At 48.9% G+C, this 24,542-nt stretch carries 19 protein-coding genes; 10 read left to right on the top strand and 9 right to left on the bottom strand.

All coding sequences use genetic code 11. The annotated features are described in order from the left end of the window. Positions 1-108: 108 nt before the first annotated feature. Both Pan161_RS24505 and Pan161_RS24500 read left to right on the top strand, forming a co-directional pair. The gene (locus Pan161_RS24505) at positions 109-1,191 is read left to right on the top strand and encodes an Mrp/NBP35 family ATP-binding protein (RefSeq protein ID WP_145231366.1); all 1,083 of its coding nucleotides are present in this window, start codon (positions 109-111) and stop codon (positions 1,189-1,191) included. An 81-nt stretch (positions 1,192-1,272) separates the two neighbouring features. Further along, complete coding sequence (locus tag Pan161_RS24500) at positions 1,273-1,740, top strand: SufE family protein (protein ID WP_145231365.1); 468 nt, start codon at positions 1,273-1,275, stop codon at positions 1,738-1,740. 22 nt (positions 1,741-1,762) lie between these two features. Here Pan161_RS24500 and Pan161_RS24495 read toward each other — a convergent pair whose 3' ends face one another. Beyond that, on the bottom strand, positions 1,763-3,118 hold the full coding sequence (locus tag Pan161_RS24495) for a hypothetical protein (RefSeq protein WP_145231364.1): 1,356 nt from the start codon (positions 3,116-3,118) through the stop codon (positions 1,763-1,765). A gap of 282 nt (positions 3,119-3,400) precedes the next feature. Between Pan161_RS24495 and Pan161_RS24490 the strand changes: the two genes are divergently transcribed. Continuing rightward, positions 3,401-4,585, top strand: a complete 1,185-nt coding sequence (locus tag Pan161_RS24490; RefSeq protein WP_145231363.1) for a DUF1570 domain-containing protein — start codon at positions 3,401-3,403, stop codon at positions 4,583-4,585. On the opposite strand, the gene Pan161_RS24485 is transcribed toward Pan161_RS24490, so the two are convergent. Further along, positions 4,582-5,604, bottom strand: coding sequence for a disk-shape morphogenesis protein volactin (locus tag Pan161_RS24485; RefSeq protein ID WP_145231362.1), 1,023 nt, complete (start codon positions 5,602-5,604; stop codon positions 4,582-4,584). The genes Pan161_RS24490 and Pan161_RS24485 overlap by 4 nt on opposite strands. Beyond that, on the bottom strand, positions 5,601-7,361 hold the full coding sequence (locus tag Pan161_RS24480; protein WP_145231361.1) for a hypothetical protein: 1,761 nt from the start codon (positions 7,359-7,361) through the stop codon (positions 5,601-5,603). Before Pan161_RS24480 ends, Pan161_RS24485 begins: the two co-directional genes overlap by 4 nt. Before the next feature lie 398 nt (positions 7,362-7,759). Between Pan161_RS24480 and Pan161_RS24475 the strand changes: the two genes are divergently transcribed. Further along, positions 7,760-8,440, top strand: coding sequence for a metal-dependent transcriptional regulator (locus Pan161_RS24475; RefSeq protein WP_232103467.1), 681 nt, complete (start codon positions 7,760-7,762; stop codon positions 8,438-8,440). Positions 8,441-8,516: 76 nt separating this feature from the next. Continuing rightward, on the top strand, positions 8,517-9,947 hold the full coding sequence (purB, locus tag Pan161_RS24470; protein WP_145231360.1) for an adenylosuccinate lyase: 1,431 nt from the start codon (positions 8,517-8,519) through the stop codon (positions 9,945-9,947). Positions 9,948-10,040: 93 nt separating this feature from the next. Here purB and Pan161_RS24465 read toward each other — a convergent pair whose 3' ends face one another. Continuing rightward, on the bottom strand, positions 10,041-11,480 hold the full coding sequence (locus Pan161_RS24465) for a DUF1501 domain-containing protein (protein WP_145231359.1): 1,440 nt from the start codon (positions 11,478-11,480) through the stop codon (positions 10,041-10,043). A gap of 4 nt (positions 11,481-11,484) precedes the next feature. Then, positions 11,485-13,878, bottom strand: a complete 2,394-nt coding sequence (locus Pan161_RS24460; protein ID WP_197995500.1) for a PSD1 and planctomycete cytochrome C domain-containing protein — start codon at positions 13,876-13,878, stop codon at positions 11,485-11,487. Between the two features lie 379 nt (positions 13,879-14,257). Here Pan161_RS24460 and Pan161_RS24455 point away from each other — a divergent pair, with 379 nt between their 5' ends. The 5 genes from Pan161_RS24455 to Pan161_RS24435 all read left to right on the top strand — a co-directional run bounded on the left by Pan161_RS24455 (position 14,258) and on the right by Pan161_RS24435 (position 20,265). Then, complete coding sequence (locus tag Pan161_RS24455) at positions 14,258-15,238, top strand: threonine ammonia-lyase (RefSeq protein WP_145231358.1); 981 nt, start codon at positions 14,258-14,260, stop codon at positions 15,236-15,238. A 179-nt stretch (positions 15,239-15,417) separates the two neighbouring features. Next, positions 15,418-16,185, top strand: a complete 768-nt coding sequence (locus Pan161_RS24450; RefSeq protein ID WP_145231357.1) for an SDR family oxidoreductase — start codon at positions 15,418-15,420, stop codon at positions 16,183-16,185. A gap of 80 nt (positions 16,186-16,265) precedes the next feature. Further along, positions 16,266-17,030, top strand: coding sequence for a 3-keto-disaccharide hydrolase (locus Pan161_RS24445; RefSeq protein WP_145231356.1), 765 nt, complete (start codon positions 16,266-16,268; stop codon positions 17,028-17,030). A 75-nt stretch (positions 17,031-17,105) separates the two neighbouring features. After that, a complete protein-coding gene (gene xylB / locus Pan161_RS24440) occupies positions 17,106-18,638 on the top strand; it encodes a xylulokinase (protein WP_145231355.1) in 1,533 nt (510 codons plus the stop codon). Between the two features lie 463 nt (positions 18,639-19,101). Next, positions 19,102-20,265, top strand: coding sequence for a sulfotransferase family protein (locus Pan161_RS24435; RefSeq protein WP_145231354.1), 1,164 nt, complete (start codon positions 19,102-19,104; stop codon positions 20,263-20,265). Positions 20,266-20,286: 21 nt separating this feature from the next. On the opposite strand, the gene Pan161_RS24430 is transcribed toward Pan161_RS24435, so the two are convergent. The 4 genes from Pan161_RS24430 to Pan161_RS24415 all read right to left on the bottom strand — a co-directional run bounded on the left by Pan161_RS24430 (position 20,287) and on the right by Pan161_RS24415 (position 24,525). Further along, positions 20,287-20,745, bottom strand: a complete 459-nt coding sequence (locus Pan161_RS24430) for a hypothetical protein (protein WP_145231353.1) — start codon at positions 20,743-20,745, stop codon at positions 20,287-20,289. A 353-nt stretch (positions 20,746-21,098) separates the two neighbouring features. After that, positions 21,099-22,139 (bottom strand): cytochrome d ubiquinol oxidase subunit II, encoded by a 1,041-nt coding sequence (gene cydB / locus Pan161_RS24425; RefSeq protein WP_145231352.1) that lies wholly within the window; start codon positions 22,137-22,139, stop codon positions 21,099-21,101. 4 nt (positions 22,140-22,143) lie between these two features. Next, complete coding sequence (locus tag Pan161_RS24420; RefSeq protein ID WP_145231351.1) at positions 22,144-23,493, bottom strand: cytochrome ubiquinol oxidase subunit I; 1,350 nt, start codon at positions 23,491-23,493, stop codon at positions 22,144-22,146. A gap of 69 nt (positions 23,494-23,562) precedes the next feature. Then, a complete protein-coding gene (locus Pan161_RS24415; RefSeq protein ID WP_232103465.1) occupies positions 23,563-24,525 on the bottom strand; it encodes a M28 family peptidase in 963 nt (320 codons plus the stop codon). Positions 24,526-24,542 lie beyond the last annotated feature (17 nt).

Here is a 24,542-nt window from a genome sequence, read left to right as displayed (position 1 = left end):
CCGGTCGGCGTTTCAGAGAGTTGGGTCAGATTATCAGACGAGCAGCAAAGCGTTCCGACCATCCATTCAACAGATCTAGATAAAATCCAAGGAAAGCAGAATAAGCTGATGGCGAATGCTGAATTGAATGAAGCGAATCTCAAGAGTTGTCTTTCTTCCGTAGTAGATCCCGTATTTGAAAAACCGCTGTCTGTGTCCGGATTTTTGAAATCAGTCACAACTGATGATTCGTCCCGGGTTTCAGTTGAGGTTGAACTACCGGTTCCTTCGTATCCGAAGGAGTCAGAACTGTCGGAGTTAATTCAAGCGACGATCCAGCAGGCGTTTCCTGAATGTCAGGATGTCAGCGTCAAATACAGTGTTAATATTCGCGGCAAGCAGTCTGGTGGTCGTATCGGGCTCAATGTGAAAAATATCATTGCTGTTGGCGCCGGCAAGGGTGGTGTGGGCAAGAGCACCGTCGCAGCAAGTCTGGCTTATGCACTACAACATTTTGGGGCCCGGGTCGGACTGGTTGATGCTGACGTCTACGGTCCCAGTATTCCGCATCTGGTGGGAACCAGTGAAAAGCCGGTTGCTCAGGAGTTTCATAATAAAGATGGGCAGGCAGTAACCCGCATTGTTCCCGTTGAAGCCAGGGGACTCAAAGTCATGTCGATGGCATTCTTTGTAGAACCTGATCAGGCAGTGATCTGGCGCGGGCCGATGCTGCATAAGGCGATTACTCAATTCCTGCAGGATACGGAGTGGGGAGAACTGGATTATCTGATTATTGACATGCCACCAGGCACAGGAGATGTCTCACTCACTCTGTCTCAGTTAATTGATCTGGCAGGTGCCGTAGTAGTCTGTTCTCCTCAAAAGGTGGCTTTACTGGATGCTGTCAAAGCCGTCCAGATGTTTCGGCAGGTGAAAATTCCTGTGCTGGGAATTGTCGAAAATATGTCGGGAGATATTTTTGGACGCGGGGGAGCACAGGAGAAGGGAAAAGACCTGCAGATTCCCTTTTTAGGTGAAATACCCATGAATGCAGAAATTCGTGAAAAATCTGATTCAGGCAATATTTCCGAATTGCTGACAGAAGAGCTTGAATCCCAACAGTATCTACTGAAGGTTGCAGAAAATACTTCGATTGAAATTGCCCGCACTCTGATTGAAAAACCTTCAAGACCTCCCCTGGAAATACTATAATAGACATAAAAGCTGGTTTCGCAGTATTTATTCTGCCCGGCTTCTGCTAATCGATCATTTGCTATAAAATTTGAAACTGATATGTCCTCGAAACAGAACTCTACAGCAGATACAACTCAGAACATGATTACCATTGACGAATTGATAGAGGAGTTTGAATTTCTTGACGATTGGGAAGAACGCTGTGACTTTCTGATCGATCTGGGATTTGAACTTCCTGCCATGCCCGAGTCTGAAAAGACCGAAGCAAATCGTGTGCATGGATGTCAGAGTATGGTCTGGCTGACGACTGAGCTGAAAAATACAGAAGGCCAGAATGTGCTGCATATCAATGCAGACAGCGACGCACTGATTGTCAAAGGATTGATTGCAGTCCTGCTGGCAATCTATAACGATAAAACACCAGAGGAAATTCTGAATACAGATGTCAGGCAGTATTTTTCGCAGCTTCAGTTGGATAAATACCTGAGCTCTCAGCGCAAAAATGGACTGTTCGGGATGGTGGAGCGTGTCCAGATTGAAGCAAAGCAGCTTGCAGAAGGAATCTGACCTGAGTATCAGACCGTTGAAATCACGGTTTACTCTCCTCGGCGTTCGTCGGGAGTTTGAGATTTTCGAAGTGAAACCTGATCGGGGCAGCGGTAATCAATGTGGGGGCGAGATAAACGAACCTAAATCTGTTCTGTTGCAGCGGCAGGTCCGTAAACTGATACGAAACGCCAATTTTACCCGCGCTTTCCAGCGTTGTATGCGAAGCACCGTTTAACCAGAACTTCTGGCCCGCTGGATTTTCCAGGTATGCCCGGTTGTGATAGATCCAGGTACGGTGAGATTCAAATGCAGGGCCACCATAGTCGTAGCTCAGGGCGATCCTCACATTGAGTGTCTGACTGGTGGGCCGTTTTTTCTGCTCGACATTGACGAGTTCAACGGATACATTTCCTCGTCGTCGAATGGCGCCCGCTGATTGATCTAGAGTATCAAACGAAATCGGCAGTGTTTCCGCCGCGAGTTCCATTTGCAGAGCGCCCCGGATATCGAACAGCGAATTCTTCTGCGCGCTGTCGAGGATCCAGGTCATCGTGAAATTGACGTTCTTTCCCCCTTCTCCCAGGGGGATTTCCAGTTTTGCCTGCGGGGTAAATAGGGAGAGATTTTTTGATTGACTGGTTTTGCAATGAATCTCATTGGCCGCATAGCTGAGAAATAGAGGTCGCAGGCGGGGCTCTACCTCGACATGAAATTTGACAGCCAGTAAATCTTTACTCGAATTTCCTCTCAAAGGGCGGCTCCTGAGATTCAGAACAGTCATCCTGAATGAACCATCGTAATAGACCCGTTGATCCTTGGTGGGACCAGCTGAACTCTCCTCAGAGTTCAACTGGAACTGGAGTGAGTCGCTGGATCCATTGATCTGATAGTCAAGGGACAGTTTTTGACTCAGCTCATCAATGGCCTGCCAGAAGGGAGTTTTTTCAAATTCAACCTGGATTTTTTTATTCAGGAAGGCAGCAGTTAGTTTCTGTAGATCGATCTGATTCCCGGACTGACTGGAAATTTGCTGCAGGACTGTTTTAAAGGTGTAACTGCCTTTGAGAGTAATCAGTGAGGCCTGCAGTGAATCTCGAGCTGCCTGTTTTTCAATCTGGAGTCTCACACGTACCAGCGCTTCCCGTATCGAAGGGGTCGGCACAAGTTCGGGTGGAGGTAGCAATGCGAGTACAGGCTTTCCCAACCTGATCAGCTTGTTCTCTGCCTGCTCTCTTTTCAATCGCTGGTTGGCATCCAGTTGAGTGATCAGCGTTTCCACCTGACGTTTCAGTTCTGCCTGTTTAAGAACGGGATTCGGTTCAGCTCCAGCTACTTTCAAATGACCGCACATCAGAACCAGTATCGTGATTGCTGCGTATAGCATCAGGCGTGGCACAATTAGATCCTGTTCAGATTCAAAATGGATTCATGAAAAAAAATACTTCTCGCTTACATTGTAGCTGTCCAATGTGACAGAAAAACACCCCGAGGTTTCCGCTTCACTAATTAATCGATTGATTATAACCGTTATCTTCCCTGTGTTTCCTGTTACCCCACCTCTGGATCGGACTTCGTTTCTGATTTCAGAAGCCCAACTCTGAAACGGCGGTTAGACTATCTATAGAGACAAACTTCTCCAATAACCAGAGATCCCGCCACACGAATTGAGGTCGTCCCTATGTTGACCTGCCTGCGTCTGATTCCACTCTCCCTGCTGGGGGCCAGTCTGTTCTGGCTGACAACAGAGTCGGTCTGCGCAAAACCACCTACACTAATTGAGATGAAAACCAAGGATACGGTGTTCGTGGGTAAATCGATTGCACACAATGCTGATGTCTGCTGGATGATGGATCAGTCAGGGATGTTGTCGGAAGTCTCTCTAAAGAAAGTCACGTCTTTTCGAAGAGTCGCCTCCGAATTTCAAAAGCTTCCCTTAAATAAAATGAAGTTGCAACTTCAGAACGAGTTCGGCCCGTTATACGAAATTATCTCGACTCGACATTACCTGATCTGTGCCCCGCGCGGCAAAGCCAAAGCGTATGGTGGTGTTTTTGAAGATCTCTATGAATCGTTCTCACACTATTTTGCCTTACGTGGTAATCAGATCAAGGCGCCAGAATTTTTGATGGTCGCCGTCATTTTTCCGGACCAGGCACAATTCTTCGACTATTGTAAAAAAGAAGGTGTGCGTGCCGGCCAGGGTTTACTGGGGTACTATCACCCGCATACCAATCGAACCGCTCTTTTCGATCAGAGTGCTGCGACCGCTCTTCAGGATTCTGACCCGAGCCTGGGGGAAACGCAGTTGAGCTATGCGCGGGTTTCCGCCAACGGTAAGAACATGGCAGAAGCTTTACGGGATACAATGATTCACGAAGCCACCCATCAGGTTGCCTTTAATACCGGACTGCATACCCGGATTGGCGAGAATCCCCGCTGGGTTGTTGAGGGACTGGCAACCACGTTTGAGTCAGATGAACTGCGGTCTCACACGGGAGGCAGTACCCGCTTGCTTTCCAGAGTCAATCGGAGTCGACTGATCTGGTTTGTGAATTATTCACGTACCCGCCGCGAGAAAGAGTCACTGCGAACCTTTATCCGGGAGGATTCCCTGTTTCGTTCTTCGACTCTGGATGCCTATGCGGAAGCCTGGGCACTCACGTTTTTTCTGGTGGAGACTCAACCTGCCCGTTATGCCCGGTATCTGAAATCGATCTCAGAACGCGATCCCCTGGAGGAATACTCTGCCGATGCCAGGGAGCAGGACTTCAAGAAAGCCTTTAAGACTAATATTCGGACGCTTGAAGTAGATTATCTGCGGTTCGTGGATCAACTGACCGCAGAACTGGTTCAGCAGAATTAAGCTGCCCGCGTCGCGACTTCCTCTTCCATTGCGGCGACGACAAGTGTGCCGCGGGAAATGGTAGATTGTTCATCCGGAACCAGGTTTATTTGGTTTTGATTGAACGGGATTTTGTGATTCACCAGATTCTGTCTGAGCAGTTCGTTAAAGCCGGCAGTCTGCGCGAGGTCACCCAGGCAGGCGACAGGTAACAGTTCCAGTGTGGCAATATAAGTTTGAAGTGCCTCCAGCTGAGTCGTAAATTCATCCAGCAGATTGTCCAGCAGTGATTCATACCAGGATGTGACTACAGAATGATGTGACAGATAAGGACTCAGACTGATTTGCGGACTGAGGCGTTTCTCTTTTGCCCGTTTTGAGTCAGTCAGCTGTTTCCCCTCAGAATCGATTTTGAACATTTTCCAGGTGTGTGCCAGTTGTTCGTCCATCCACTCACTTCCAAATGGTACCGAATGTCGGGCGACGACTCGACTCTGGTGGACTAATCCTATTTCGGAATGCGAATGTCCCAGGTAGATCACGTAGCCGGAAAAGTGAGTTGCTGCAGGAAACGCTGCCAGCCCCGCTGCCAGCGTGATTGTCGTGGCAAAAGGAGTGAATCCCTGCAGTGCAATCAGTTGAGAAGTCAGCTTGTTAAGTGGTGACTGCGGATCATTGCCTGGTCCAATGAAAGCACAATATTCCCCACTGGTTCTTGCCTTGGGGAGTATGGACTGAATCAACGTAGAAAGTAACTGGCGGTGGACCGGATCGTTTAATACCAGCTCACCACTCGTAAACAGCGGATAGAGAGGTACATTTGAAAAACGTGAAATCTGTGCGGCATTTCCACCGGGGATAATCAGTGTTTCCTCGGAATTGAGAAACGGGACACCAATTTTAAGCAGCATCGACCGATTTTCACTATTGTCATCAAGGATCGTATACAACGCTTCGATGGAACGTCGTGTCAGTTTGTGGCTCGAATCATTCTGTAAAGTCCTGAGACAGGTTGAGTCGATCTGCAGTGCGCTGCTCATTTAGGTAATACTCCCTGTACGGCCTGCAGCACACGGTCAAGAATTCCGGAATGCTTTTTCTTCTCAGACTGACTGGTATGTCCCAGCCGTGTTGTATCGGTCGGTGGCTGCTTTTCTATACCAGACTGTGAGGAGTCCTGATGTGAGCGATCAAAGCGGAAAGCAGGTGGCTTCCGTTTATTTTCAGGTGGTTTCTCAGGAGCAACGACCGTTCCCGTGCTGGCAAATTCCTGTTGATCCGGAGTGTTCTTATCACGGCGTGACCTCTGGTTGAAGTGAGGTCCTTTCAAAGTCGGCTCTTCTTTGTCGACTCGCAGGGAACGTGACTGATGTCGTCCATAAATGAATGCCTGAGTTGGTATTTGAGGTGTTTCATCAATCACGGGAATCTGGTTTTCGAGAATCTGTTCCAGCAAAGATTTTTCCGGAAGCGGAGGTAGCTTCTCCCAGTGAGTAATGATCGCGCCGTTTTCATCGCGTTCAGATTGTTCCTGCCGAGTACTTACCTGCTGATTACGTGGTTTCTTGTGCAGATATTTCCAGAGCAGAACAGCAATTCCAGCAAGCAGAATATAAGCGGTTCCTGGAGGCCATGACGATGATTCAGATAACTCGTCTGTCTCCTCAAACTTTGACAAGCCTTCATCGAAACGACTGTCAATGGATTCCACAGGAGGTGCCGGAGCTGCTTTCAGGTCTAAATCTGGAACTGAAGAAGAGTCAGCCAGCAGTTGAGTCTTCTCATCTGTTGTATCGTTTGATGCGGCGGGATTTGTATCCTCTGAATGAGAATTCCCCGGATTGGGAACCTCAACCAAACTGGCGGCAGTCTGTTGCAGCATCGGTCCTCTAAGCAGCAGTGGATTTGTTTCTACTTTCAGTGAAGAATCCTCAGTTGGCAGTGAGGTTTCTTCCGGATGCGTCACCTTCTGTAATTCGGGAGTATATTCTCCCATTGGAGAAACGTTTTTTTCCAGAGTTCCAGGGGCTGATGTTTCTAAGAAGGGATTCGCATTTGTATTTTGTGAGGGCCGCAATCGACGCGGTGCTGGCAGGGAGGGGGGAACCATAGACAGGTTCAGCACCTGCGGAGAATTTAAGACAATGACGGTTCCCGAGGAGAATCTGGAAGTCAGTTTTCTCGACTTGAAATCGGAGTCGCCCCGGCTGCGATAGGGGGGGATGACTTTGATGGACTCAGCCAGGTTCGCGTATTGCTCCAAAGGTTGTCGCAGGCATTTCAGGATGCCTGCCAGATCTGCCATTTCAGGTCGTACCCCAAATACAACAGGACGATCCAGCAGATTAAGGATGGCAATCTGAATTAATTCAGAGTGAGAGGATTGCTGCAATTGTGCAGTCTGAGCCGGCGTGCTGAACGAGACATTCATGGCGTTCGCTGATGATTTTAGAGCAATCAGCACATCGCCATGCATGAGTGGAAAGTCGACTTCGGTGTTGAAGAACAGATCCTGACTGCTGCGACCACCTCGAATCACGCGAATGACGCCTGAGGAATCAGAGGTCAACCCGCCCGCGCCAGAGACAATCTGATTGAGTTGCAGTTCCTGATTTGAAAGTTCGTAGGCGGCACATCGATTGAATTCACCCAGCAGCCCGACAACAGCCGTTTGCCTGAACTGTTCTTGCGTCAAGCCAATTTCGCGGACAACCGTTTGCGCACGAGCATCCTGAAATGTTCCTGTGAACAGGAACACCATCAGCAATCTGATACCAATCTGGCGCCAGCAATCCATCCGGCCTTCCTTACGACTATTATATATAGAAAAGAGAAAATGTGAGTGGAGGAGAGGAAACCGTATAATCATTAAAATCGGCAGATTCTAACATTCAACATGATTCAATCTGCCGGTTTTTCGGAAAAAGGAATGATTCAATGATCATAAAATAAATATCAATAAGTGTTTATTTCATGATGACTTGAGTAAGCTCGCCCTACGGGGAGGGAACTCTTCGCTATCTCGAAATGCCGTTGATTTCGAGTGTGGTATTGATTCCAAGTGAATTACGATGTTGCTAGGATAAGCAGGCATGTGCTTGCTGATTGTGTTGTCCTGATATGGGGCGATACACCTTGTGTTCGAGGTAACTCCGATCCGGTCAGAGTTGTCTATCTGAAGAAGCAGGAAATCTCGTGAACGTAACTAGTTTGACCGTCGAGAATTATCTGAAGGCGATTCTGCAGATCAGCTTGCAGTCCGGTTCAGAGTGGATCAGTACGGGGGAATTAGCCCGGTATATGAATGTGGCTCCCGGCACTGTCACCAGTATGCTGAAAACTCTGAAACAGTCTAAACTGGTAGAGTATCGCCCGTATGAAGGGGCCAGTTTAACTGATGCAGGTAAACAGTCTGCCATACGCGTATTACGAAGGCATCGACTGATTGAATTGTTTCTGTTCCAGACGTTGAAACTCACCTGGGACCAGATTCACGCGGAAGCGGAAAATATGGAACACGCTGTAAGCGATTTCCTGGTAGACCATATTGATGAGTACCTGGGATTTCCTGAGACAGACCCCCACGGTGATCCGATCCCTTCCATCGACGGTCAGATGCGGCGGGCCTACCCCAATCTGACGACTCTGGCTGCTTGTACAACCGGAGTCAATCTGCGGATTGTGCAGGTCACCGATCAGGAACCGGAATTTTTGCGGTTTCTCTCGCGCACCGGTCTGGAGATCGGCTCAGTGGGACGGGTCACAGAAAAAAATATAGAAGCCGGGATTGTGATTTCGGAATGGAGTGGCCAGCAGATTTCCATGGGTATCCATGTCGCTGAGAACATGAAGGTTGTTCCCATTCCCGATAATTAGTACCTCCAATCAAAGGTACTGTCATTGAATCTGGGTGAAATGCATTTCACCTGTAGTGCTGAAGAAAGAGAAGAAATTGAGTCATCTTATTTATGAAAATCCGTTGATTAGTCGTTATGCGTCACAGGAAATGAGCCAGATCTGGTCTGCGCAGAAGAAGCATTCCACCTGGCGGCGACTGTGGGTGGCACTGGCAGAATCGCAGCATGAAATGGGACTGCCTGTCACAGCCGCTCAAGTTGAATCATTAAGAGCAGCCGTCGATGACATTGACTTTGAAGTGGCTGCCAGAGAAGAAAAAAAACGTCGTCATGATGTGATGGCACACGTCCACACTTATGGCGAACGGTGTCCGGATGCCCAGGCAATTATTCACCTTGGGGCAACCAGCTGTTTTGTCACTGATAACAGCGAATTGATTATGATTCGCGAGAGCCTGGAACAGGTTCGCAAACGACTGGTTTCGGTCATTGATCAACTGGCAAATTTTGCACAGGAGTATCATGACTTACCCTGTCTGGGGTTTACCCACCTGCAGCCCGCCCAGCCAACGACAGTGGGAAAGCGGGCAACCCTCTGGTGTTATGATCTGATTCTCGATCTCGAAGAAATCGAATACCGACTGGAAAAACTTCGTTTTCGCGGAGTAAAAGGGACAACGGGAACGCAGGCTACTTTCCTGCAGCTGTTTCAAGGCGATCATGCCAAAGTCGACGAACTGGATCGACGTGTCACGGAGAAAATGGGTTTTGCAGAGCGGTATGCGGTTACCGGCCAGACTTACTCGCGAAAAGTGGATGCGCAGGTTCTGTCAGCTTTGAGTGGTATTGGCCAGTCGGCACATAAAGCGGGAAACGATGTCCGCCTTCTTCAGAACCGTAAGGAACTGGAAGAGCCGTTTGAGAAACACCAGATCGGTTCCTCGGCCATGGCTTACAAACGTAATCCAATGCGCTCTGAGCGGATGTGTTCGCTGGCCCGGTTTGCCATCAGCCTGACTTCGAATGCAGAAGATACAGCGGCAACGCAATGGATGGAACGGACACTCGATGATAGTGCCAACCGTCGTCTGTCTTTGCCCCAGTCATTTCTGGCTATTGATGCGGTACTGATTTTATACCGTAATATTGTGGATGGTATGGTGGTGTATCCCAAAGTCATTGAGAAACACTTGAATGAAGAGCTGCCGTTTATGGCGACCGAAGAGTTTCTGATGGCCGGTGTAGAAGCGGGCGGCGATCGACAGGAACTGCATGAGCTGATTCGCGTGCACAGTCAGGCGGCGGGAACACAAGTCAAAGTACACGGAGGCAAGAATGATCTGATTGAACGCCTGCAGAAAGATCCCGCCTTCAAGGACTGCGATCTGAACAGTGCACTCGATGCCCGTAAATATATTGGTCGGGCTCCCGAGCAGGTGGATGCATTTCTCGCCGAAATCATCGAGCCAGTCAGGCAGAAATACCAGGCTGATCTGCAGCAGTCTGTTGAAGACCTGAAAGTGTAACTGCTTTCGCCTGAACCAGTTCCTGTGACAGCAGAAAAGAAAGCGCCCCGATGAAAGTCATCGGGGCGCTTCTCAGGGACTTCTAGTGCCATGCTACGTTAGTATTTGATCGATGACGTGTGCTTCTTCGACACCCGTGAGCCTGGTATCCAGGCCTTGAAATTCGACGCTGAATTGATGATGGTTAATTCCCAGCAAATGCAGCATCGTCGCGTGCAAATCACGTACGTGTACAATGTTCTCTACTGAATTATAGCCCAGTTCATCGGTTTCGCCATAGGTAATTCCCCCTTTTATTCCACCCCCGGCCATCCACATGGAAAAGCCTTTAATATGGTGGTCACGGCCTGCGCCTCCTTTGCCCTGGAACATGGGAGTTCTGCCGAACTCTCCTCCCCAGATCACGAGGGTTTCATCAAGCATTCCCCGTTGTTTGAGGTCATTAATTAACGCCCAGGTAGGTTTATCGGTTAATCCACAACAGGTATTCATGTAGCGAACCAGGTCTCCGTGATGGTCCCAGCCACGATGATAGAGGTGAATAAATCGCGAACCCCGTTCCGCCAACCGCCGTGCCAGCAGGCAGTTATTCGCATAGCTGCCTGAACCGGGTTCAGCACCATACATTTCCAATGTCTGCCTGGTTTCCCCGGAAAGATCCATCAGTTCGGGAACCGACGTCTGCATCTTGAACGCCATTTCATAGGCGGCGATTCGGGTATCGATTTCCGGATTGGTGACACGTTCATTGCGAATCTGATCGAGTTTCTGGACGGTTTCAATGAGTTGCTTCTGTTGGCTATTGCTGATGCCTGCCGGATTTTTGAGGTAATTAACGGGATCACCGGTCGAGTTGAACTGGACGCCCTGATAGCGACTGGGGAGGAACCCGGTGCCCCATTGTCGCGATGCAATCGGCTGAGGATTCCGCCCACCAACACTGGTGAGCACCACGAAACCTGGAAGTTCTTCCGTTTCGCTACCCAGCCCGTAGGTGATCCAGGAACCCATTGAGGGGCGACCGCTGATTACCGTTCCCGTATTCAAAAAGGTGTGGGCCGGGTCATGATTGATCTGCTCGGTCACCATCGAGCGGATAATGCAGATCTCATCAGCGATCTTAGCCGTCCAGGGAAGGAAATCACTGATCTCCTGGCCATTGCGTCCATACTTACGAAATTTGGTTAATGGGCCCTGGCATTTCAGTTCTTTTCCCTGCAACTGTGCGATTGGCTGACCTTGGGTAAAACTTACAGGGAACGGTTTTCCATCCATTTCCGCCAGTTTGGGTTTATAGTCGAAGGTTTCCAGATGTGTGGGGCCACCGGCCATACAGAGAAAAATAACCCGTTTTGCTTTGGGGGCAATATGCGGCAATCCCGGGAGACCGCCCGCCGCGGTTTGTTTTTTTGCTGCGGACAGATTCTCACCATTCAGCAGGCTTCCCAGCGCAGCGGCTCCCAGTCCGACGCCGGTATTATTCAGGAATGTACGACGATTCAAACCGGTTTGAATTTGATTCCAGTTCAGCATATTCTCAGTTCCTCGTCACAACTTCATTCAGATTTAACAGTGCCCGTGTGATTTCAGTCCAGGCTGCCAATTCAGTCGCATCCAGTTTTGAGTTTGTCTTAGCCAGTCCAGTATGAGTCAATAAATCAGCGGACTTGGGTTTCGCGGAAAATATTGCTCGATTGGAATTCAATAACGTCAGTAAAACATCCACCTCCATTTTCTCTGGTTGGCGAGAGGTTGCATTTGAGAAGGCATAGGAAATTTTTTCAGAATCCGATGTTCCGCCGTTACGGATTACATCTTCAGCGAATTTGCGAGATGCTTCTACAAAAGTCGGGTCGTTGAGTAATGTCATCGCCGCAATCGGTGTATTGGAACGGGGACGTTGAGCCGTACACTCTTCACGACTCGGGGCATCAAATGCCTGGAGCATGGGATGCAGGAATTGCCGCTGCCAATGCACATACAGCCCGCGCCTCCATTGATTTTCATCTGTATCTGCGACGTATTTCCGTTTAGGAAAATTCAGATGACGGTAGTAGCCTGCGGGTTGATAAGGTTTGACGCTGGGCCCGCCAATCTCTTTCACCAGTAACCCGCTTACGGCGAGTGCATTATCGCGAATCATTTCCGCAGGCAGCCGAAATCGTGTCTGTCGATTGAGCCAGTGATTAAAGGGGTCTGCCGCCCGTTGTTCGGTCGATTCAATCGAGGACTGACGATATGCACGACTCATCACAAGAAACTTGACCATCTGCTTCATATCCCACTGGTCATCGATCAATTTGATTGCCAGCTGATCGAGCAGTTCGGGATAATGCGGGGGGCCACCCTGCCCGCCAAAATCATCCAGGACAGGAGCAATTCCACGACCAAAAAAGAGATACCAGAAGCGGTTCGCCATGACACGCGCCATCAGAGGCCCGTAGCCTTGCTTGTCGGAGAGCCAGTTTGCCAGATCCAGTCGACTCAGTCGTTCCTGATCGCTTTCGAGTGTTCCCAGGAATTCCGGGATCGCCGGCTGTACCACCGGACCTGTTTCGTCCAGCCAGTTGCCCCGAGGGAGAACTCGTATTTCCCGGGGCTTAATTGAAACGGTGATCATCGTTTTTAACGCACCGCGATCAATGGCCGCACGCGACTTTTTCAGCTTCTCCAGTTCCTGTTTGAGTTGCTGTTTTTCCTGCTTTTGTTCTGTCGATTTCAATGACACTTCCACTGTTTTAATACTCGAATCAAGTTGAGCAATCTGCTTCTTTTCCTGGTCAGTGTAAAGAAAGATTTCCGGTTTCCGAACAGTGGGAATAAGATTCGAGCCCCGGATTAAGTGTTGGTCTTCATCGATATCAGCAAAGAATGCGACCATCGAATAGAAGTCTTTGATGGTATAAGGATCGTATTTGTGATCGTGGCACTGGCAACAGCCCATCGTGGCACCCATGAAAACACCCGAAAAATTGCGGATCCGGTCGGCGGCATAGATTGCCAGATATTCCTTGCGTTGGACGCCCCCTTCATGCGAAGTCTGTAGTACGCGATTGTAACCGGTCGCGATTTTCTGCTGCAGAGTTGCTTCCGGTAATAAATCACCCGCCAGTTGTTCCCTGACAAACTGATCATAGGGCAGGTTTTGATTGAAGGCTTCTATCACGTAATCCCGGTAGGGAGAGATGTTGTGGTCCTGATCTCCGTGGTAACCGACCGTATCGGCAAAGCGGACCAGATCCAGCCAGTATATCGCCATCCGCTCTCCATAGTGGGGAGAGGCCAGCAGTCGATCCACGAGTTTTTCATAGGCATCGGGATTAGTATCATCGACAAAGCGTTTTACTTCGACTGCGGTGGGAGGCAGTCCTGTCAAATCGAAACTCAGTCGGCGGATGAGCGTGATTTTATCTGCTTCCTCGGCCGGCTTCAGGTTTTCTGATTCCAGTCGTGACAGGACAAAATTATCGATCCAGTTGACGGGCCAACTCTGAACTTTGACGGTCGGAGTTTTTACAGTTTGTGGTTTTGCGTATGACCAGTGTTGAGACCAGGGAGCACCTTCAGCAATCCATTGGCTGATCAGTTTGATTTCAACTGGTTTCAACGATTTTCCGGAGTCAGCCGGAGGCATAACCAGGTCGGGATCTTTGCTGGAAACTCGCTCGAACAGGGGACTATGATTCGGTTGACCAGGGTAAATCAGCGCTGTTTCATCTGTTGTTGATTTCAGTCCCTGTTCCATGTCAAGTCGCAAGTCTGCTTCGCGATGAGTGGCATCTGGGCCGTGACAGTGAAAACAGTTTCGGGAGAGTATCGGTCTGATGTCACGATTAAAATCGACTGCCCCTGCAACCGCTTCGAGTGGAATGACCAGATACAAAATGGCAAAGCAGCAGATTCGCAGTGATTGCAGTATTACCCAAGGCATGGAAAGTCGCCCTCAGTTGAGGACACGTGAGAAGTGCCGGGGAACTGTTTCTACCCGGAATTCCTGGCACATCAAACGCGTTGAAAACTGTTTGGTGATACCGGTCCGTAACGCTTGGTGTTAACGGTAGCTGAACTCCCAAAGTTCAGCAGGCAGGCTCATCAATGCTGGCTGATTTTCGCTTCAGCAACAGCAGTCTCAGTTAAAATCATAGCAGGCGTATAGAGCAGATGCAAGAAGACTCGATCCGGGTAGAACTTGAAATCGGGTATTTCTAAACTTGACAATGTCGCCTCAGCTAACGAACTTCAAAGGCAGGAATGTGTCACTGTTTTCGTGAATCGTTCTTCTATTCAAACTTCAATTTCAGGTAATTACCATGCAAGCCCCGACTTATCAAGATATCCAGCATGCCCTGTCTTGCGTTCACAGTATTTTACCCCCGACACCGCTCATTGAATGGCCGGGATTGAGTCGGCTGACTGGCGCGAAGCTTTTTTTGAAGCATGAGAATCATCAACCTGTGGGCGCATTTAAAGTGCGTGGTGGCATCTATCTGGTAAGTACACTTTCAGATGAAGAACGGCGGGCGGGAATCATGGGCTGCTCAACAGGTAACCATGGGCAGTCACTGGCATTTGCGGCGCGGAAATATGGAGTGAAGTGTACGATCGTCGTTCCTCGAAATAATAATCCGGATAAAGTCGAAGCAATACGTTTGCTGGGCGCAGAGATCATTGAAGCGGGGGAAGATTTCAATGAAGCCAAGCAGTATCTCGAAGAGCAACTGGTAGACGGTAAGCGGCGCTATGTTCATTCTGCCAATGAACCAAAGCTGATTGCCGGCGTCGGAACACAGGGGCTGGAAATATTCGATACGCTTCCCAATCCGGATGTGATTCTGGTCCCTGTCGGTATGGGGAGCGGCGTCTGTGGCACGGGAATTGTGGCCCGGTCCATGCGCCCTCAGACAGAGATCATCGGTGTACAGGCTGAAAATGCACCCGCGAATCAACTCTCCTGGAAAGGGGGAACTGCAATAACGACACCGACCGCATCGACCTGGGCAGAAGGAGTCGCGACTCGTGCCGGCGCGGAATTCACGCAGGAAATAATGCAGTCTGTCCTGGATGATTTTCTCTTGGTCAGTGAAAATGAGATGCGGATTGCCGCCTATCACATTTTAAAACAGACCCACAATCTGGCAGAAGGTGCCGGTGCGGCAGCACTGGCGGCAGTCTTGAAAAATCCAGCGCGATTTGCAGGTAAGAAAGTGGTTGCCGTCCTCAGTGGTGGTAATTTGAATCTGGCAGAGTTACCTGAAATCTTACGTATTGGTTCTGAACAGGCATCATTCTAATATCGTTACAATCAGAATACAGAAAAAATAAAGCTCATTTATTTAGTCGTACACCCTCAATTCAAAACTGCGTTGGATTGGAATTCCCTCCCGTTAATTGTTACCGTAAATGACGACCAGGAACGTTTCTGCAATCTGTTCCAGGTTTGATCCTGCAAGACAATTCGGTAGAGGGAAATATGAGATTTCAAGATCGAGTCGTGATTGTCACCGGCGGTAGCAAAGGCATCGGTGAAGGCTGCTCACGTGTATTTTGTGCAGAGGGGGGCCAGGTAGCGATTCTCGCACGAGGGTTACATGCCGGACAGGATCTGGCACGTAAACTCAATGAAACAGGCCCGGGCAAAGCAATGTTCGTACAATGTGATGTTGGCGAGCATGAACAGATTCGCTCGGCGATCGACCTGGTAGTGGAACAGTTCGGTAGACTGGACTGCATCATCAATAATGCCGGCGTGCATCCCCCTGCGATGTCTCTGGAAGAAACCAGTATTGAGGAAATGGAACAGTTGATGCGAGTCAATTTCCTGAGTACGTTTGCCGGCGCTAAATATGCCCTGCCCCATCTGCGAAAAACCAAAGGGACAATCATAAACATGTCATCAATGACGGCTGTTCTAGGACAGCATCATTCGACTGCCTACTGCTCGACTAAAGGGGCGCAGGTCAGTTTTACCAAGTCACTGGCGATTGAACTGGGAGAAGCTGGAGTGCGCGTGAATGCGATCCTGCCGAGCAATATCGACACTCCACTCATGCGTGACTGGGCAGCGACTTTACCAGATGCTGAGAATGCACTGAAAACGGTTGCCGATCTGCAGGTCTTCAAACGTATGGGGACGATCGAAGAAATGGGGAAACTGGCGCTATTTCTCGCCACCGAAGATTCCAGTTTTCTGACAGGACAGGCCATTGAAGCCGAAGGGGGCGCCAGCCTCGATTATTGATTCTTCAGTGGGGTTGCTGTTAAATCAACTTTCTCAATTCTTATTTAAATTCGAGCATAATTATAAAACGGGAGAACGATGTGACAGGTTTACATAAAGCATTTCGGGTTCTGGTGATCACGGTATTTCTGGGAACTGCTTATCACACCTATGGGAATCTGGTTGAAGAATATAAAAACGGTTTGATCTGGAAAGAACCCGAAGTCGTACAGACACCTCCCCATCAGCCCCCTTCCGATGCAATCGTCCTGTTTGACGGAAAGAATCTGGACAAATGGAAAGACGGCGATCAGTGGAAAATCAAAGACGGGTATGCGATTACTACTAAAAAAGATATCGAAACCAAACAGTCATTCGGAGACTGCCAGCTGCATATCGAATGGGCGACTCCTAAGAAGGTGGAAGGGAAAGGTCAGGGACGTGGCAACAGTGGTGTCTTTCTGATGGGAAAGTATGAAGTTCAGATTTTGGACTCTTACGAAAATAAAACGTACTTCGATGGCCAGGCAGGTTCCATCTACAAGCAGTATCCCCCCCTGGTGAATGCCTGCCGTAAACCGGGTGAATGGCAGACCTATGATATCATTTTTACCGCGCCTCGTTTTAACGAATACGGACAGCTGGTAAAGCCTGCATATGTAACAGTCATTCAAAATGGAGTGGTCGTCCAGAACCATACCGAATTACAGGGGGCAACTTACTATCATCAGCCACCTTTCTATACGGTTCACGAAGAAAAGCTGCCGATTCAACTCCAGTTTCATAGAAATGATACTCAGTTTCGAAACATCTGGGTGCGTAAACTCTCTGAAATCCAGCCGATTGGTTGTGTCTGCCCTGAGTAAGTATCAGGTCTGAATTCCTGTCTGGTTTCTGTTTGCTGCAATTGAGTAACTGACTTTGAGAGAAGGACCTGAGGCATGGCAGTTTTTCTGGGAGTTGATGTCGGGACCAGTGGAACCAAAACGCTGGCAATGCAGGAAGATGGAACGATTCTATCTTCTGCTACTGTTGAGTATCCCTTGTATAGCCCGCATCCCGGCTGGTCAGAACAGGATCCGGAAGACTGGTGGCAGGCAACGATCAAGAGTGTTCGCAAAGTCTTGAAAACGGGCAACATCAAACCAGCCGATGTCAAAGGCATTGGATTGAGCGGGCAGATGCATGGCAGTGTGTTTCTCAATAAAAAGCACGAAGTCATTCGCCCCGCTTTACTCTGGAACGATCAAAGGACAGCCGCGGAGTGTGCCGAGATTGAGCAACGGGCCGGTGGTCGAAAAAAACTGATCGGTATGGTAGCTAACCCAGCATTGACCGGTTTTACGGCTCCCAAAATTCTCTGGTTGCGAAATCATGAACCCAAGAATTTTGGCAAAACTGTTCAGGTGCTTTTACCGAAGGACTACATTCGTTTTCGCCTGACCGGGGAATTCGCCACCGAAGTCAGCGATGCTTCTGGTACATTATTGCTAAATGTCAAGCAGCGAAAGTGGAGCCGTTCTTTGTTGAGTAAACTGGAACTGGACGAATCGTTATTGCCGGAAGTTTATGAATCAGAGGATGTCAGCGGGCATGTAACTGCAGAGTCGGCGCGTCTGCTGGGACTGACTGCCGGGGTAGCGGTCGTGGGGGGAGGCGGCGATCAGGCAGCGGGAGCAATCGGAAACGGGATTGTGAAAAGAGGTGTGATCTCTGCCACCATGGGTACCAGTGGTGTGGTCTTCGCGCACAGTGATGAAGTGCAGATCGACCCCGAGGGCCGCGTACATACATTCTGCCATGCCGTGCGTGATAAATGGCATGTGATGGGAGTGGTATTATCCGCCGGGGGGAGCCTGCAGTGGTATCGCGATCAACTCTGTGAACAACAGGTCGCTGTCGCTAAGAAGCAGAAAGTAGATCCCTATCAACTGATTACCGCCCAGGCAGCAGAAGCGCCCGCAGGTAGCGAAGGATTGTTCTTCCTGCCTTATCTGACGGGAGAGCGAACACCGCATGCAGATCCTTATGCACGAGCGGCCTGGATTGGCCTGAGTTTAAGGCACGGGCGATCCCATTTGAGCCGGGCGGTGATCGAAGGTGCAACTTACGCCATGCGCGATTCCCTGGAGATTATTAAAGAGCTGAATATTCCTGTAAGAGAGATCCGGCTGTCCGGCGGTGGTGCCCGGAGTCCGTTCTGGCGCCAGATTCAGGCGGATATTTACGGACAAAAAGTCGTGACCATCAACGCCGAAGAGGGCCCAGCGTACGGAGTTGCGTTACTCGCTGCTGCTGGGACTGGTGCCTACAAAGATGTTGTAGAAGCCTGTTCAGCGACGATTCGGGTTCAGGAAAGTGCCAGCGTCAATTCAAAAGACAAAAATGTCTACAATCAGGCATTTCCTTTATATCAAAAGCTTTACTCATCTTTAAAGTCTGATTTTCTGCAGATATGTCGTTTGCTGGATTAGAGATAAACTCCCCCGATCTCCAGATTGAGTCATGGATACAATGTTCCACTATCTCGAATGAGTGTAATCCTGGAATAAAACAATTTTTCGGATGTCAATTGTGTAACTGGGGGTAAACAGTTAATTTAAACGGGGTAAGAATGCGTGTCTTTTGCGGTGTCAGGCTCATTCTATTTAGTAATCCAGTTGAACCAGAAAGAGTTCATCGAAGTCTGACTACACGGGATGCCGAAATAAATTCATGATAGGTCCGGTGATTCGGATCAGTTCAAATTTGGATATTGTGGTAGAAAAACAAACCCATAGCCGCTATTCTACTCTGCCTGCCCGAAGACAATCTCAGACAAATCGAGTATAATCTTGACCTTCCAGCAGTGTTGAACGAATCAACCATGCTGAAACGGGCATTCGTTTGCCAGCCGGGCTATGTAGTGTGTTGATAAAAGCAGGACAGTCTCCCCAGATGACCAAACCTCAGGAAAAGAAGAGTGGATCGACTCAAGGCCCTTTTTGTGTCTGGTCTGGAATCGGATTCACAAATTTTATCAAACTGATGAGAATGGGTCCCAAGGTTCGCTGGTCAGGATTGGGGCGACTGGTCTCTTCGGCCGTTGTGAGTATATCCAATTCTTTTTTTGCGATGCTGGAAAATCTGATCTACAGCCGCAAAGTCAATAAGACGCCGCTGGAACCACCGGTATTTATCATCGGCCACTGGCGCAGTGGGACGACATTGCTACATAATCTGATGTCTAAGGACGATCAGTTCATTTATCCGAATATGGGAGCGATGCTGTTTCCCTCCCATTTTCTATTGACTGAGCCAGTTCTGAAACACATCGTGAAACATTTACTTCCCAAGCAGCGACCCATGGATAATATGCCGGTCACCTGGGATCTGCCTCAGGAAGATGAGACTTCACTCTTGCTGCTGCATTTAATGTCACCTTACCTGGCGATCAGTTTCAGCGATCAGCCGGAAGTCTATGACCGTTTTTATGAACTGGATCAGTTGACTCCCCGGGAAACGTCAATCTGGAAAAAGACGTTTCTGTATTTCATGAAGAAGCTGACTTTTAAAGCCGGTGCCAACAAACATATTCTGTTGAAGTCACCAACACATACTTTCCGGATACCGTTCCTGCTGGAAATGTTCCCCGATGCGCGGTTTGTTTATATTTATCGGGATCCCTATAAAGTTTATAATTCGACATTGCACCTGCGGAAAACAATGTTTGGTGATAACGGTTTTGCTCCAGTGGACATGGAGAAGCTGGAAGAGGACATGTCGAATATTTATGTCAATCACCTGAATGTTTATGAGCGTGATCGACAAACTGTACCCGAAGGCCAGTTGCATGAAGTCCGGTTTGAAGACCTGGAAGAAGATCCGGTAGGCGAGCTCAGAAAAGTTTACGAACGTCTGAATCTCTCCGGCTTTGAAGGGCTTGAAGAGAATATGCAGCCGTATTTGAAGGATCAGAAATCCTACAAGAAAAACAAATACGAAATGGATGCCGCACAGGAGAAAAAAATCTACGAACGCTGGCAGAAAGCATTCGAGATGTTCGGATACGAGAGATTACCCTCTGAATCACTGGTGCAGAAAGCACGTGTGGCCTCCTGAACTCCCTGTCTTTAAGAGGCATCAATTCTCCTGGTCGGACGACGAATCCTCGTCCACTGACTTCTGATGGTTCTTACGCAGTTCCAAAAGTTCTTTTTCCAGCAGTCGCTGTTGATTGTGAACGCGTGAAATCAGGTGTGTTGATCGAATGCGGGAGGCACTCATATCACTGATCGCACTCAGGATCACCCAGAATGCGATCAGCAGGATCCCTCCCCAATACGCTGCGAATAATCCGGGAGAGGTTTTCCAGGGCATATAGGGTGAATCACCGATCACAATCAGAAAGCCGATTACAATCAGCAGGCTCGAGGTTTGCATCCGTCGCCGGTACTGTTTAGAGAAAAACTGGTAATCATCGTCCGCCAGTTCATCGTCATGCTGTCGATGGAACCAGGAGGTACGATGCAATTGGATCAGCCCTGCTCCAAATAGCACAAGAAGTGTACCAACGATTATGCCTGGGATCGTATCTGTCACTATTACTGCGTCCTTGAGTGATGGTGGGGGGAATCCCTTTGTCTGTTGAAATGTTAACATTTCAAACTTCGAGTCCTCTCATTTTCAGTCTAACAAATTCAGTTTCAGATGAAACGTGTGTGATGGAATTTATTTTGCAGACGGAATAAGAGGCAGGAACAGAGCGGTTTCTTTACATTTCCAGAAATCCTTCATATTGGGGGATACAGATATGAATGGTCGGGTATGGTGCTTTTTCTCAACACTCAACAGACGCCGGCCCGAGAGCGCATCACATTTAACCATAACACCTCTCAATCTAATACACTCGGTTCAAATAGACCTGGAGACGCTATAGTAAAACGGGACACAGTCTAATGTTCTTCATCTGAGTTAGCAGAAATTACGGCAGGCAGGGACCGAAACAGAATGGTGAAATAAACGCCTACCAGCAGAATACCGGGAACCCACCAGTACAACGTCGTCGTTAGTTTTTCCGGTCCAGGCGAAGTATTGTAGATCGTCAGATGATAGTCGGGGTTTAAGCCAGGCAGGATATTTGGATAGATGGCGGCGGCACCTGTGAAAATTACGAGGTAAATAAACAGTCCCGAACTCAGAAATGCCAGCATGTTTTTATTTTTCCAGCGGAGATAACCCGATGCAATCAGCGAAAGGGCCGCCGTCAATGGCAGGATGATTTTCCAGGAACTGTCTGAAAAACTGACTCGGGCGAGGGGTTGTACCAACCAGCTGGCAATAAAAACGATAATGGTCAGGCCGATCGAACCGAGCCAGAGCCACACAGCTGCCTGACGCGATTGTTCCTGGACTCTTCCGTCCGTTTTTGCCGTCAGCCAGAGCGCACCGTGGTGGAGGAGGAACATCGCAGAGGTCACACCACTCAGGATTGTGTACCAGTCTAGAATACCCGTCTGCGGTCCGATGCGAAAATTCGTCCATAAGGGTTCAAAGAAAGTGCCATTCGCATCCAGTGGGACGCCTCGATAAATATTGGCCATGGCCGCCCCCAGGATTATGATCATTAGTCCACTGGAAATGAACAGCATCAGATTCCAGAAATGAATCCAGAGGGAATCTGAGAGATAATGGGGTAACTCGATACTGATCGCCCTGAAAATCAGCAGCCAGACAACCATGGTTAAAGGCAGATAAAATCCGCTGAACATGGCGCTGAGAAATCCGGGAAATGCCATCATCATCGTGCCACCAGCGGCAATCAGCCAGACTTCATTCCCATCCCAGACAGGAGCGATCGACTGCAGAATCTGTTTCTGCTCCGCGCGATCGCGGGCAATCAGCAAATGCAGGACTCCTACCCCCAGATCAAAACCATCGAGGACAATGTAAGTCGCAATCATCAAAACCAGCAGGACCAACCAGACGGTTTCCATATTATTATGCTCCCTCGGCTTTGGTTTCTGGTGGATTGATGAGTTCAGGTCCCTGGCCGATGATGCGTGTTGCCAGAAAGAAATATAAAACGGACAGCAACAGATAAAGTCCCATAAATCCAAGCAGAGTAAACATGACATTCCCCTGTGAAATATTTTTCGATGCGCCATCAGCCGTCTTCATCAAACCATAAATCAACCAGGGTTGACGCCCGATTTCTGTTGTAAACCAGCCGGCGGTATTCGCAATAAATGGGAAGGGCAGGGAAAGCATCAGCAGCCAGAGGATGAAGCGGTTGGTGTGTAGTTTTCCTTTCCACACGAGCAGCAGACTGACCCCCATCAGCGCGATAAACAGCGTACCCAGACCCGCCATGATGTGATAGGAAAAATACAACAGTTCAATGTTGTCAGGCCAGAGATCACGATCGTATTCGGTTAACCCTTTCACCCGTGCATCCCAGCTGGCGTGGGTCAGAAAGGAGAGTGCTTTGGGAATGATGATTGGGTTATCAATTTTCATTTCCTGGAGGTTGGGTTGGCCGAGAATAATCAGGCCGGCCCCATCCTCTGTATGAAAGTGACCTTCCATCGCTGCGAATTTGACAGGCTGATGCTGCTGCACCTGTTTGGCTTCCCAGTCACCGGTAGGCATGGCTGCGATCATACTGGCGGGAAAACCGACCAGGACCGCAACAGACAGATAGCGGCGGGAGATGTCCTGATGCTGCTGTTTCAGCAGATGAAAGGCGGCAATCGATGCCATCGTGAAACAGCCGGTAATGACGGCGCCTGTCATCGTATGCAGATATTGTTTGAGCGCCCAGGGATTGCTGAGTAATGCCCAGATACTAGTCAACTGATACACGCCATCCTCTCCGATTCGGTAACCTACCGGATGTTGCATGAATGCGTTCGTGCAAATGATGAAATAGCCACTGAGCCATGTGCCTGCCAGTAACAGGAAGGAAACCAGGCAATGCGTACGTTTCCCCATTTTCTTTTCTCCAAAAATGAGGAGATAAAGAAACGTTGATTCGAGGAAAAAAGCAAAGATCCCTTCCATTGCCAGAGTTTGTCCCAGGATCGAACCTGTCATTTTTACTAGCTGTGCCCAGTTGGTCCCAAATTGAAACTCCAGTGGAATGCCTGTGACAACACCCATCAAAAATGTGAGGCCAAAGATTTTTAACCAGAATCTGGCTGCAGCATCGGCCCAGGTATGTCCTCTTAATCCCATACATTTGAGGATGAAAATCAAGAGGGCCAGCCCCATGGTTAACTGGGGAAACAGATAATGAAATGAGACCGTAAATGCGAACTGCACACGATGTAAGAGCAGTGAATCAATCATGCCTTTGATTCCATTTCGAAGTGGGTGTTAATTACTGAATCAGGCAACGGATAGATGGGAATGGTTCGATCATTCAGGTAGATTCTGCAGCCAGTAGATAAGTACGGTCCCTACTTTTGCCAGACTGGCTCCTGAACAGTAGCGGGGAATATCGCGCGTCGTATGCCAGACCGGGTAATCAAAATCGATAATATCGCATGTGGGGATTCCGGCGATTTCATTCAGAGGGAGATGGTCATCCCGGATTTCATACTTGGCCTGAGGAATAAACTCCCGCACCCCGGTTTTCCTGGCTGCTTCCCAGATGCTGCGCGTTAACTGAGGTGCATACTTCAGGCTGTTTTTTTCCATGTAGATTCCCATGTTTCTGTCGGCAATCATATCCAGCAGAACCCCGTATACATATTCGAATTCAGGCGGTTCATTTTTGTACTGCTGGGCAAAATATTTCGAACCCAGAAAATAAGGGTCATTCTGACGGTAGACCAACTCTTCACCATCAAAGAATACGAAATCGACTCCGTAGCCATGACTGACTTTCAGTGTCGACATCACATTTCCCAGTTCCATCAGAAAGGCGACACCGCTTCCTCCATCGTTTGCCCCGATGAATAAGCCCTGTGGTTGATTTCGATCGCGGTCTGGAAATGGCCTGGTGTCATAGTGGCAGGCCAGCAGGATGCGTTTTTTGGCTTCTGGATTCCAGCTGACTATCATGTTGTTCATCCGCACCGGATTTCCGGTAATGGGGTGCGGTGCATCAAAGGACTGGAACTGGACTTTTGCTTTCAGTTCCTTGAAATGGTCCAGGATGAGTTTCTGCTGAGCCGCCATGCCGGGAGAGCCACTGATTCGTGACTTGAGGCGACAGATTCTATTCAGATATTCAAATGAGCGTTTGGCTTCAAATGTGGTTTTGTTTTCAGTTTCTTCTGCTTTGCTGTTCGTCAGAGAAACCGCTCCCGCCAGGATCAGCAGGGACAGAAAAACTAGCGTTTGTTTCAGTTGCCACAACATAAGTACCCGTTTCATGGTCATTCGTTACGTTT

The organism is Gimesia algae (assembly GCF_007746795.1).
Lineage (GTDB): Bacteria > Planctomycetota > Planctomycetia > Planctomycetales > Planctomycetaceae > Gimesia > Gimesia algae.
Note: the sequence above shows the minus strand (reverse complement) of the source record. Positions and strands in the feature narration are given on the sequence as shown.

Excerpts from the sequence above, each read along its gene's own strand:
- Pan161_RS24505 (WP_145231366.1), top strand. The coding sequence starts at position 109 with ATGGCGAATGCTGAATTGAATGAAGCGAATCTCAAGAGTTGTCTTTCT.
- Pan161_RS24500 (WP_145231365.1), top strand. The coding sequence starts at position 1,273 with ATGTCCTCGAAACAGAACTCTACAGCAGATACAACTCAGAACATGATT.
- Pan161_RS24490 (WP_145231363.1), top strand. The coding sequence starts at position 3,401 with ATGTTGACCTGCCTGCGTCTGATTCCACTCTCCCTGCTGGGGGCCAGT.
- Pan161_RS24485 (WP_145231362.1), bottom strand. The coding sequence starts at position 5,604 with ATGAGCAGCGCACTGCAGATCGACTCAACCTGTCTCAGGACTTTACAG.
- Pan161_RS24480 (WP_145231361.1), bottom strand. The coding sequence starts at position 7,361 with ATGGATTGCTGGCGCCAGATTGGTATCAGATTGCTGATGGTGTTCCTG.
- Pan161_RS24465 (WP_145231359.1), bottom strand. The coding sequence starts at position 11,480 with ATGCTGAACTGGAATCAAATTCAAACCGGTTTGAATCGTCGTACATTC.
- Pan161_RS24460 (WP_197995500.1), bottom strand. The coding sequence starts at position 13,878 with ATGCCTTGGGTAATACTGCAATCACTGCGAATCTGCTGCTTTGCCATT.
- Pan161_RS24455 (WP_145231358.1), top strand. The coding sequence starts at position 14,258 with ATGCAAGCCCCGACTTATCAAGATATCCAGCATGCCCTGTCTTGCGTT.
- Pan161_RS24450 (WP_145231357.1), top strand. The coding sequence starts at position 15,418 with ATGAGATTTCAAGATCGAGTCGTGATTGTCACCGGCGGTAGCAAAGGC.
- xylB (WP_145231355.1), top strand. The coding sequence starts at position 17,106 with ATGGCAGTTTTTCTGGGAGTTGATGTCGGGACCAGTGGAACCAAAACG.
- Pan161_RS24435 (WP_145231354.1), top strand. The coding sequence starts at position 19,102 with ATGACCAAACCTCAGGAAAAGAAGAGTGGATCGACTCAAGGCCCTTTT.
- cydB (WP_145231352.1), bottom strand. The coding sequence starts at position 22,139 with ATGGAAACCGTCTGGTTGGTCCTGCTGGTTTTGATGATTGCGACTTAC.
- Pan161_RS24420 (WP_145231351.1), bottom strand. The coding sequence starts at position 23,493 with ATGATTGATTCACTGCTCTTACATCGTGTGCAGTTCGCATTTACGGTC.
- Pan161_RS24415 (WP_232103465.1), bottom strand. The coding sequence starts at position 24,525 with ATGAAACGGGTACTTATGTTGTGGCAACTGAAACAAACGCTAGTTTTT.